At 45.8% G+C, this 11,838-nt stretch carries 9 protein-coding genes; 7 read left to right on the plus strand and 2 right to left on the minus strand.

What is annotated here, in order from left to right:
• The first annotated feature begins 235 nt into the window (after positions 1-235).
• The 7 genes from ACY652_RS01540 to ACY652_RS01570 are packed head-to-tail and all read left to right on the plus strand — an operon-like array spanning position 236 to position 9,768.
• Positions 236-3,370, plus strand: coding sequence for a tetratricopeptide repeat protein (locus ACY652_RS01540; protein ID WP_462266162.1), 3,135 nt, complete (start codon positions 236-238; stop codon positions 3,368-3,370).
• Between the two features lie 14 nt (positions 3,371-3,384).
• Entirely contained in the window at positions 3,385-5,223 is a 1,839-nt protein-coding gene (locus ACY652_RS01545) for a porin family protein (RefSeq protein ID WP_462266163.1), read from the plus strand.
• Between the two features lie 42 nt (positions 5,224-5,265).
• Positions 5,266-6,489 carry an HU domain-containing protein gene (locus ACY652_RS01550; protein ID WP_462266164.1) on the plus strand — a complete coding sequence of 408 codons (1,224 nt, stop codon included), beginning with the start codon at positions 5,266-5,268 and terminating at the stop codon, positions 6,487-6,489.
• A 3-nt stretch (positions 6,490-6,492) separates the two neighbouring features.
• Complete coding sequence (locus ACY652_RS01555; RefSeq protein WP_462268202.1) at positions 6,493-7,206, plus strand: MotA/TolQ/ExbB proton channel family protein; 714 nt, start codon at positions 6,493-6,495, stop codon at positions 7,204-7,206.
• Positions 7,203-7,601 (plus strand): ExbD/TolR family protein, encoded by a 399-nt coding sequence (locus ACY652_RS01560; RefSeq protein WP_462266165.1) that lies wholly within the window; start codon positions 7,203-7,205, stop codon positions 7,599-7,601. The genes ACY652_RS01555 and ACY652_RS01560 overlap by 4 nt, the downstream gene beginning before the upstream one ends.
• 2 nt (positions 7,602-7,603) lie before the next feature.
• Entirely contained in the window at positions 7,604-8,425 is an 822-nt protein-coding gene (locus ACY652_RS01565; protein ID WP_462266166.1) for an energy transducer TonB, read from the plus strand.
• A 29-nt stretch (positions 8,426-8,454) separates the two neighbouring features.
• Positions 8,455-9,768 (plus strand): bifunctional folylpolyglutamate synthase/dihydrofolate synthase, encoded by a 1,314-nt coding sequence (locus ACY652_RS01570; protein ID WP_462266167.1) that lies wholly within the window; start codon positions 8,455-8,457, stop codon positions 9,766-9,768.
• Positions 9,769-9,793: 25 nt separating this feature from the next.
• Here ACY652_RS01570 and ACY652_RS01575 read toward each other — a convergent pair whose 3' ends face one another.
• Positions 9,794-10,891 (minus strand): AI-2E family transporter, encoded by a 1,098-nt coding sequence (locus ACY652_RS01575; protein WP_462266168.1) that lies wholly within the window; start codon positions 10,889-10,891, stop codon positions 9,794-9,796.
• Positions 10,892-10,958: 67 nt separating this feature from the next.
• Positions 10,959-11,834: a nucleoside phosphorylase gene (locus ACY652_RS01580; RefSeq protein WP_462266169.1), complete on the minus strand. Its 876-nt coding sequence runs from the start codon at positions 11,832-11,834 to the stop codon at positions 10,959-10,961.
• Positions 11,835-11,838: the final 4 nt, after the last annotated feature.

Here is an 11,838-nt window from a genome sequence, read left to right on the forward strand (position 1 = left end):
AGTTTTTCCAGCCTGTTATATCGGCAATAAACTGTAATGCAAATAGTTGACAGCCTGCTGACCATTTTAAACGCTATCGGGTAAATACTGATTAAGGCAATCGGCTCGTAAAAAAGCGCCCTTTGGCATACCACCTGAAATTTCGTTACGTTTAAAATGTGCTTTATCATTTGTGATTGATAGCTTTGGATTGCATTTTTGCACTGGCTCTGAAGCCATCATCAAGGATACCCTTATGTTTAAACTCAAGTACGCCGTATTTTCTGCACCGTTGTTGCTTACCCTGCCTGCATGGGCGCAGCAAAACCCCTCATTTAACATTTACCGCACTTACCACACGGCTACCGAGTTAATGGATAAGCAAAAGTATGTGGCGGCTGCGCAGCAGTTTCGTAACATCGAAGAGCACCGGCTGCAAACACAGAACCAGCCGCGCTTTGAGTCGGAGTTAACCCAGCTGCAGGAAAACGCCCAGTATTATGAAGCGCTTTGCGCACTTGAGCTGGGTAATGATGATGCAGAGAGCATGTTCAAACGCTTTATCAATGAGCACCCCGAAAATCCGCTCAGTAAACTGGCGTACTTTCAAATCGGCAAGTATTACTCGCAGCAAAATAGATATACTGATGCCCTGCGCTGGTTTGAGCAGATTAAAGCAAGCGACTTGAACGGGAGTGAGCAAACAGAATACAAGTTCAGGAAAGGGTATGCTTATTTTTCTACCAATGATTACAAGAGTGCCCAAGCATTGTTCAGCGAAGTAAAAACCACACATTCTGCTTTTACTGAGGATGCTACGTACTACTTTGCCTATATTGCTTACCTCAATAAAGATTATGATCTGGCGCTGGTTAACTTCGAACGGTTAAAAAACTCCAAGAAATTCGAAAGCAGCTACCCCTATTACATCACCGCTGTTTACTTTTTAGATAAGCGGTATGATGATGTTATTAATTACGCCATACCTGTTTTAAATAGTACTAAACAGCAGCACGAAACCGAAATGCTGCGGCTGGTAGGTGCGGCCTACTTTGCTAAGGATAATTTTAAGGAGGCGGTAAACTATTACAGCCGCTTTCAGCAGCAGGATTTGGGGCGCACGCAAAATTCGCAGGACGATTATCAGATCGGTTACGCCTACTACAAAACCGGCAATGATGCCAAAGCTATTACCGAACTGGAAAAGCTGGTAGACCAAACCGACAGTTACAGCCAGAATGGCAATTACACGCTGGGCACCCTGTTTTTAAAGCAAAACAACAAGCAAAGCGCCCGTAATGCCTTCCAGGTGGCCTCAAGGTTAAGCTATGACAAGCAGTTACAGGAAGATGCCTTGTTTGAGTATGCAAAGCTATCCTATGAACTGGACTATAACAACCAGGCACTGGATGCCACCCGGCTATACCTGAAAAACTATCCGCGCTCCAAACGGACGGATGAGGTAAAGGTATTACTGGGCGAGGCCTTGCTTAACTCTCATAACTACAAGGAAGCGGTAGAGATACTGGAGCCGATTGTTACCAGTTCTGCAAATGCTGAACAGGCCTATCAAAAAGTAACTTACTACCGTGGCCTGGAATTTTACAATGAGCGTGCCTTTGAAAATGCCATCGGCATCTTTATCCGGTCATTAGACCACCAGGTGGATCCTAACATTACGGCGCTTACTACCTATTGGGAAGGCGAGGCAATGTATGAGGTGCGCAAATACCCGGAATCTGTAGAGCGCTTTGAAGAATTTTTAGCGATGCCCGAGGCTAAGAACACACCTGTATACAAATACGCAAACTATGGGCTTGGTTATGCAGCCTTTGGTGCAGAGCAGTACCGCAAAGCGGCCAACAACTTTGAACGCTTTTTAGCCAGCAATCCGCAGGATCGCAACAGCGTAAACGATGCCATTACCCGCATTGCCGACAGCTATTTTGTACTGAAAGATTATAACGCTGCATTAAATTATTATAACCGAATTATTGCACAGCATAGCCAGGGCGAAGATTATGCCTTGTTTCAGCGCGGTATGATACAGGGGCAGCAAAACGCACTCGACAGCAAGATTTCTACCCTGAGCAATGTGCTGAGCCAGTTCCCCAATTCGGATTTTGCAGATGACGCCGCCTTTGAAATTGCCTATACCTACTTTTTAAAAAATGATGGCGCACAGGCGAAAACACAGTTGCAGGCCATGATACAAAAGTATCCGCGCAGCAGTTATATACCGCGTGCGCTGGTAACCACCGGCCTGATTGATTATAATGCCAACCAAGATAACGCCGCTATTGAGTCGTTCAAGAAAGTGATTGCCAGCTATCCGCAAACGGATGAAGCCAAGCAGTCGCTGAAACAATTGGAAAAGATTTACACCGATAACGGTGATGCGCAAACCTTTATCACCTATGCCGGCACCACCCCTATCGGTAATTACAGCGCAGCCGAGCAGGAAAGCATTATGGTTACAGCTGCCAACAACCTGTACCTGAAGGGCGACTGGCAGGGTGCGGTATCGGCCGTAAATTCCTATTACGATAAATTTAAAAATCCTATTTACGACAAGCAACTGCGCTTTATTCGTGCACAGGGACTGTCGCACTTAGGCCGCAGCAACGAAGCGGTGGACGACTACCACGTAATTGTAAACGACTGGACCAGCGCCTACACTGAAAAATCTTTGATTGCCTTATCGCAGTTATACCTGTCGCAAAAGAAATATAACGAGGCCATTGTTTATTTGAAACGACTGGAAACAAACTCGGAGTACAAGGCGGATTACACCTTTGCAGTAAATAATTTAATGGTATGCTATGCGCAGATCAATATGCCTGACGATGTACTGCACTACGTAAAACTGGTGCGCGATAATGAAAAATCATCAGAAGAGGACAAGTTGCGTACCGGCTTGTATGCAGGCAAGGCTTACCTGCAAAAAGGTGACAATACCGCCGCCTTAAAAGAGTTGAACTATACGGTAGCCAATACTAAAACCATCGCCGCTGCCGAAGCGATGTATAACATTGCGTTAATTGAGTACCGTCAGGGTAGCTATAAAGCCTCGCAGAAAACTTGTTTTAACCTTACTGAAAAACTATCCGGTTATGACTATTGGGTAGCTAAGGCTTACATCCTGCTGGCGGATAATTACGTGGCGCTGAAAGACACCTTCCAGGCTAAAGCCACGCTGCAAAGCATTATTGAAAATTACAAAGGCGATGATGATGTGCTGAGCACTGCACAGCAAAAGCTGCAACAGTTAAGCCCCAACAAGACAGCACCTGCGGTTACTGCACCTGCACCGTCGCCGAAAGCCAACTCTACACAAACTATTAAATCCGATACTACTCAAACTCCACCTGCTAATCCGGGCCAGAACTAAGAAACAGAGCAACAATGAAACTAACGACTTACAGCCAACACCTGCTTACGTTAACCTTTGCGTTTTGCTCTCTTGCTGCCGGGGCACAGGTAAGGCAGCAGTCCAAAACGGCCGCTAAAAATAAACGTACTACTACCCACAGGCCGGCCGCCAAACCGGTAAGCAAGCCTGCGGCACGTAAGATTGGTGAAGCTGCTGTTAAGGTACCTGTAGATACAATAAGAAAAGGCAGCCTGCCGGCCCCGGTTAACAGCAACACCAGCCTGTCTGAAGAAATTGTGGTAACCACTACCTATAAACCCGTATTGGCTGATGCGGTGAAAATACGGCGCAACCCAAACCTCGAAGATGTAAGCCCTTACAAGGCACCGCTTACCTATACTACACTGGATAAAAAGCTTTCAAAAGACTCTGAAATTAAACCTTTAGTAGCTTTGCCACTGGCTAACGAGCGGGATACCGTTACCTCGAACAATTATGTAAAGTTAGGATTAGGCAGTTTGAAAACCACTTATGCCGAAGGTTATTTTAATAACGGTCAGGACCAAGCCCTGCAATATGGCGCTTACGTAAAACATTTTGCGCAGCAGGGCAGCCTGAACAAGCAAAATGAATCTCGCAATGATGTAGGGGTTTTTGGTAAAAGCATAGGTACCGGAAATACAGTAAGCGGAAAGCTTACTTATAATTACCGCAGCAATTATTTTTATGGTTACGATGCCAATAATCCGCCGTTAACAGCCTTCAACCCGGCACATCAAAAATTTAATACGGTTGGTGCCGAAGGCGAACTGGCTAAAAACTACCAGGACAGCACCGACCGTGCATTTACGTACGCTTTGAAGCTAAAGGGCTATCTGTTCAGCGATGCCTTTAAAGCAAGGGAGAACAACCTGGTGGTATCGGGCTTCATTAACCAAACCATTAAGCAGTTTTATGCAGGCTTAAGCGGCTCTATTGATGTTGCTTCGCAGACCGACAGCTTATATTCTCAGAATAACAGCTTATTGCGGCTCAACCCTTACCTGAAGTTTCAGGGTGAGAATTATAAGATTGATGCAGGTGTAAACCTGGTCAATCAGTTTGGCTACGCCACCAAATTTTATGTGTTCCCGTCGGCCAGATTAGAGTTACAGGTAGTGCCCAACTATGTGCGCCTGTTTGCGGAAGCTAAAGGCGATGTGAACAGAACCTCGTTACAAGGCCTGTCTTTAATTAACCCTTTTTTAGGCAAGAACCTTAATATACAAAATTCGGTCGATCAGCTGGATCTCACCATTGGAGTAAAGGGTACTATTATTGCCGGGCTGGGCTTTAAAGCCTCTGTTTTTCGTAACAGCGTAAAAAACCTGCCGCTGCTGGTGAGCAATTTCAGCCAAACGCCTTTCAACAATTCGTACCGTGTAATTTATGATGGCGGCCGCGCCCGTATCACCGGCTTTACCGGCGAACTGGATTACAAGGCATCTGATGGTTTTGACCTTTTTGGCCGGGTAGAATTTAAAGATTACTCACTGGCTTCAGAGGCACAGCCCTGGAACCTGCCTAAATTTCTGTTAACAGCAGGTACGGCTATTCACATCAGCAATAAGGTTGATATCAATGGCTCGCTGCTCATCCGTGGCAGCGTTCAGGATCCCTATCCTTATGTCGGTGCGGTTGCCGGTACAGTTTACAGGGGTACCAGCATCAATTCCTTTGCAGATTTAAGTGCAGGTGTGCAATACAAGGTTAATAAGCAGTTCAATCTGTTCTTGCAGGCCAATAATATACTGAACACCGATTACCAAACATGGCTGTACTATCCTAACTACGGATTTAATATATTTGGTGGTGTAGGCTACCGGTTCTAATCAATTTTGCAAACCGCCTGCTTTTAATTATTTTAGCCTCAAATGGATTTAGCGCTTTACATTACTGAACTGCTGCAGCAACAGGAAAAACTTAGCATACCCGGCTTAGGCATATTCAGTCAGGTACGTAAAGATGGCAGTTACCACGAGAAAAACAATCTTTTCCTGCCGCCTCACTATGAAACCCATTTTCAAGAGCAATTCTCTGATGATGATACGCTGGCACGCTACATCAGCAGCAAAAAAAATATCTCGGTAGCTTCGGCTACTTACTTTGTTGAAAAATTTGCGAACAACATAAAATTGCAGAGTGCAACTGCCGAGGTGCAACTGAGTCAGTTAGGCTGGATGCAGTTACAAAACAATAAGCTCAGTTTCAGGCCTAATGCTGCTGCTAACACCTATGAGCAGGAATACTTTGGGCTACCCGCACTTTCGGTAAATAAAATATGGGAGCAACTTTCGGGCGCCCAAAATATACCGCAAACGGTAGAAGCACTGCCTGCTGTAACGATGGATGCCACGCCCGAAGTACCGGCGCCCACCCCGGAGCTGGCAATGTTCCCTGAAGTGCTTACTCTGCATAAAGAAGCGCCCGTAACGGCAAAACCGGCTAAAACCGCTAAAGTTCAGCAACCGGCAGCAGAAGAAATTACGGAGGAATATACTGAGCCTAAAACAGGCTTTAACCCTTGGGTACTGGTATTGGTAATTATTACAGTAGCCGCTATTATATTGCTGGCATTATACCAGTACAAACCTGCACTGTTTTCACGCAAAGGCACGCCTTCGGCAGAAATAAATGATAACGCTAAGGCCGTTGTGCCGGTTGAAGCACCCGTTGAAACTACTGCTGCAGCAACTGTTAAACCCGATACCGTTGCACCGGTTAAAGACTCTGCAGCTGTAGCCGCTGCTATACCTACAATACAACCGGTAACTAAGCAACCTACGGTTAAAGATTCGGCCATGGCTGATGTATCGGCACAAACAGACCAGCCTGCAGCACCTGCAGATGCTGCTTCTAAGTACCAGATTATGGCGGGCGCCTTTGGCAACCTCAAAATGGCTAAGCAGCAGATTGCCAACTACCGTAAGCAGGGCTTGGTAGCCTGGGTGTTTGAAAACCGCCCCGGCCGCTGGGTTAAGCTTACGCAGGGCACATTTACCACTTATGCAGCCGCAGCCACAAAGCTGCATGAACTACAAACCGCAAACAAAGCGATTAAAGGCGCTTACGTATTACGACCAAAAAAGACAAACTAAATGATGATTCTTGCTCAAATTACTGATACCGCAAAGCAACTTGCCGATACCGCAAACCATGCCGCTACAGCCGCAACTACAGCCATACAAGACCAGGACCTGCGCTTTGGCGACCTGCTGATCAAAGGCGGCTGGGTAATGGTACCCATCGGCATACTGGCCGTTTTGGGGCTGGTTATATTTTTCGAGCGCTTTTTTACCATACGCAAAGCTGCTAAAAATGAATCGAGCCTGATGCAGCAGGTGCGCGGCAGCATTATGGCAGGCAAACTGGATTCGGCCATTGCATTAGCCCGCAACAGCGATTCGCCGCTGGGCCGTATGCTGCAAAAAGGCTTAACCCGCATTGGCCGCCCTATTAAAGATATTGAAGGCGCCATCGAAAACGTAGGCAAGCTGGAAGTAGCTAAACTGGAGCGCAACATCGGTATTATCGGTATTGTGGCCGGCATCGCCCCTATGTTCGGTTTTTTGGGTACCATTGCCGGGGTAATTAAGATATTTTATGACATCTCTAAAACCGATAACATCAGTATGGGTGTAATTTCGGGCGGTTTATATGTAAAGATGGTGACCTCTGCTGCCGGTTTGTTTGTGGGTATCGTAGCCTATGTATGTTACCATATACTTAATATCATGGTAGACAAGGTAATTCTCAAACTGGAAACCGATGCCGTGGAGTTTATTGATCTGTTAGAAGAACCTGCTACCGTATGAACCTGAGAAGAAGAAAAGGGCGTCCGGGTGCCGAAGTGCATACTTCGGCTATGAACGACATCATGTTTTTCCTGCTATTGTTTTTCCTGATTGCCTCTACGGTTACCAACCCTAACGTGATTAAGCTGATGTTGCCTAAATCATCTTCCGGGCAATCAGTATCTAAAAAGACGATTACCGTATCAGTTACCAAGGAGTTAAAGTATTACGTAGATAAAAAAGAAGTAACCGAAGCAGATTTACCCAGTACACTGGCCAGCTATAAATCGCTGGCTACGGAGCTTACTATCGTGTTGTATGTAGACCGTACGGTGGCTATACAGAACGTAGTGCAGATTATGGATACGGCACAAAAACTGAACATTAAACTGGTATTGGCTACTGAACCCAAATAAATATGAACTACCGCCAGCAGGAAAATAACTATCCGAAAGCGTTTTTAGCTACCAGTGTTATATTGGGCCTGGTGATGGCGCTGAGCTATTTTTTGGTGTTTAAAGCGCCTGTTAAAGAGCAGGAAGGTACCGGCGGTATTTTAGTAAATTACGGTACGGTAGATGAAGGCATGGGTGATGATTACATGAGCACCGAGGAACCATCGGTAGCGGAGAATGCGAACCACAGTAAGCCCGACAAAGTAACGCCTACTCCACCAACCGAGCAGCCGGCACAAACTGAGCGCAGTGAAAAAAACGTGGTAACCCAAAACACGGAAGATGCACCCGAAGTGGCTGCCACCAGTAAAAAGCCCAGCCAAACCATAGCCACCAATACGCCCACTAAGCCTGTACAGGCTAAACCTGCCGTTAACCAAAACGCCTTGTATAAAGGTAAAACCAACAATGGCACCGGCGAAGGCGACGGCACCGGGAACAAGCCCGGCAACCAGGGCGACCCTAACGGCTCTACGCTTACGCCTGATTATGGCAAGGGCGGCGGTGGCGGCGATGGCAGTTCGGTTAGTTTACCCAACCGCACCAACGTATACAAGCCCACGCTTACGGTTGACCGTAGCGTACAGGGCATTGTAGTAGTAGATATTATTGTGTATAAGGATGGCAGCGTGAGTTATGCGCAGGCTGGCCGGGGTACCACGGTTTCCAGCGCATCCATTATACAAAAATGCGAGGATGCTGCTAAAAAACTCAGGTTCTCTGCTTCAGAAAACGCGCCCGACCAACAACGCGGCAAAATGGTATTTCGTTTTAAAACGCAATAACGCGCTCTGTATATTTACGGCTCATAATCATGAATTACGCCGAAACGCTCAACTACCTTTACAGCCAGTTACCCATGTTTACACGCGTGGGCAGTTCGGCATTTAAAAAGGACTTAACCAATACCATTGCCCTGTGCAATTTAATGGGTAATCCGCAGCAGCAGTTTAAAAGTATCCATGTGGGCGGCACTAATGGCAAGGGTTCAACCTCGCATATGCTGGCCGCTATATTACAAATTGCCGGTTACAAAACCGGCTTGTATACCTCCCCTCACCTGCGCGATTTTCGGGAACGCATCCGTATCAACGGCCAAATGATAAGCGAGCAGCGGGTAGTAGATTTTGTAGCCAGCCACCAAAGATATTTTGAGCAGATAGAACCTTCATTTTTTGAAATGACGGTAGCACTGGCCTTTGACACCTTCGCTAAAGAGCATGTTGATATTGCAGTTATAGAAGTAGGCCTGGGCGGTCGGCTGGATTCTACCAACATCATTTCGCCGTTGCTTTCCATCATTACTAACATCGGTTGGGACCACATGAATTTGCTGGGTAATACGCTGCAGGAGATCGCACAGGAGAAAGCGGGCATCATTAAACGCCTAATACCGGCGATTATAGGCGAATATCAGCCGGATATTGCCTTTTTATTCTCACAAAAGGCAGCAGAAATGCAAGCGCCGCTGGTATTTGCCGAACAGGAATGGGAAGTAGGTAATTCAAAATTGAAAATTAAACACGCAGAAAAAGAGCAAGACTTACTGGAAGTTGAGGTGGCTTCTGTTCATTATCAACCCGCACAACACTACCATTTGCAACTTGATTTAACAGGCAGTTATCAGCTTAAAAACCTGAAAACCGTGTTATGCGCTGTAACGCAGTTAAGGCAACAGGGGTATAAGATTACCAACGAACACGTAGCTACCGCCTTGCAACAGGTACAGCAACTTACCGGCCTGCAGGGCCGCTGGCAAACCATTGGCACACAGCCGCTTATTATATGTGATACCGGCCATAACCCTGAAGGTATTGCCGAGGCGGTAAAGAATATTCATGCTACACCTTACCATCACCTGCACATGGTAATAGGTATGGTAAACGACAAAGATTTAAGCAAGGTGCTTAAATTACTCCCTAAGAACGCTGCTTACTATTTTTGCAAGCCTGATTTGCCCCGAGGGTTAGATGCAGATGAACTATCCCGGCAAGCCGCTGATTTTGAACTAACCGGAACTACCTACCTCAGTGTAACCGCCGCTCTGAGTGCAGCAAAAAAAAATGCTGCCCCCAATGATTTGATTTTCATCGGCGGCAGCACTTTTACTGTAGCTGAAGTTATTTAATCCCTCTTTGGTATATTACCTGTTCCTATTCGGTTTTAAGCTCTTTTTGTGCCGGGGAATTTTCATATTCGTAGCTGCCACCCATCAGGAAGCCCCAGGGTTTTAAGTCTTGAATGCGGTCAAAAACGATCTTTAGGATGGCAATGGTGGGAATAGACAGAAACATGCCCGACAAGCCCCAGATGGCTTCGCCTAACACAATACCCAGGAAAGTGATCAGCGCATTTAATCTTACTTTTGAGCCTACCACAATGGGCAATACCACGTTTGAATCTATTAAGTGAATAGCAATTACTGTAATAGCTACAAACAAGGCTTTTGTAAGCATACCTGTGGCAAATGTAATAGCAGTACTCAACAATAAAGCCGTAAATATACCGATATAAGGAATTATATTGAATATGCCTGTTATGATGCCCAGCAATATAGCATACTTGATACCAAGCAGCCAGAAAATTAAACAAGCTACACCTGATACAATCAACATTTCCAATAACAAACCCAATATATACTGACGCAATATTTTCTGCACGTTTTCCATGATGTCATACACTACTGACTCGTACTCATCTGTGCAGACAGCCAGTACAAAACGGAACAACAACCTGCGGTAGATTAAGATGAGGAAGGTAAAAATCATGATGAAAACGAAAAACAGGGCCAAGCCCGAAACTGCACCAAAAGTAGTTCCTACTACGGCAGTACCTTTTTCCAGTATTTTGCTGGTAGTGCTGTGCATGTAAGTATTCTGGCTGCCCCTGGTTACATGGAAAGTATCAGATATCCAATCTTGTAACTGAACAGATGACTCGCGCACCTGCGCTTGTAACTGCGGCCAGTCATTAGCCAGATTGCCAATTTGGGAGCCTACCAGGTACAATATCGAACCCACAAAAGTAATGAGCAGTATTATAGCCACAAAAGATGCGGCACTGCGCGGTAGGCGCAACTTTTGCTCAAAAAAATTGCATACAGGAAGTAACAATATGGCAAACAGGAAACCAAACATCAGGGGATCAAGAAATTCTTTTCCCTCAATGATCAGGAAACCTAAAGCGATAACGCCTAACAGGGTTAGCGTCAGCCTTGCATAGAAAGGCAATTGTACACGTGTAAATACCATAAGTGATTTCTGTAAAATGTGCAGATATTATGGCTAAACGCTGCACAAGGCGTTATGTTTGGCCCATTCAATCAACATCTTGCAGGCGCTCTAATATTTGCCTTATGTAGTTATCCATAACACGCAAAGGCTGCTTGCTAAATACCTGGTTAATGCGGTTAGCGAGTATCACGTTGCACGATACAGGCCTGTGGCCCAAAGCCGTTGCCAGGCCATAAATGCCTGCAGTTTCCATTTCTATATTAGTAATTCGCCTGCTTTGGTAATTAAAGCTCTGTAAAACAGGTAATAGTTGCGGCCATGCAGTAACGGCCCGTACCTGCCGCCCTTGTGGTGCATAAAAGCCTGGTGCGGTAACCGTAATACCATGAGTATGCCCGCGCCCAAAGAATGCAAGCAAAGCAGCATCCGCTTCAGTTACATAGGGCAACGGGGCAACGTTGGCAGGTAAAGCATCTTTAAAGGCGTTTAACAGCGCTTTATTCTGTGGTGATGCCTGCTGATGATAATAATGCATCAGGGCATCCAAACCTATGGCAGCTTCTGAAATCAGCAGGCTGTCTACCGGTATATCAGGTTGAACCGTGCCGGAGGTACCAATACGGATAATATTCAGCTGTTTAGGATGCGCATTTACGGTACGTGTAGCTAAATCTACGTTTACCAGCGCATCCAGTTCATTTAAAACTATATCTACATTATCAGTTCCTATTCCTGTTGAGATAACTGTAATGCGTTTGGAGCCGATGCGGCCGGTGTGAGTAACAAACTCACGCTTGCCTTTTTTAAACTCAACTGCATCAAAATACTTGCTTACTTCTGCCACGCGGTCCTGATCGCCCACAGTGATAATGGTATCTGCTACTTCATGAGGCAAAAGGTTGAGATGATAGACACTACCATCATCATTTAAAATCAGGTCGGTTTCTGAAACAGCAGTCATAGTA

The organism is Mucilaginibacter sp. (genome assembly GCF_965200995.1).
Classification (GTDB): Bacteria; Bacteroidota; Bacteroidia; order Sphingobacteriales; family Sphingobacteriaceae; genus Mucilaginibacter.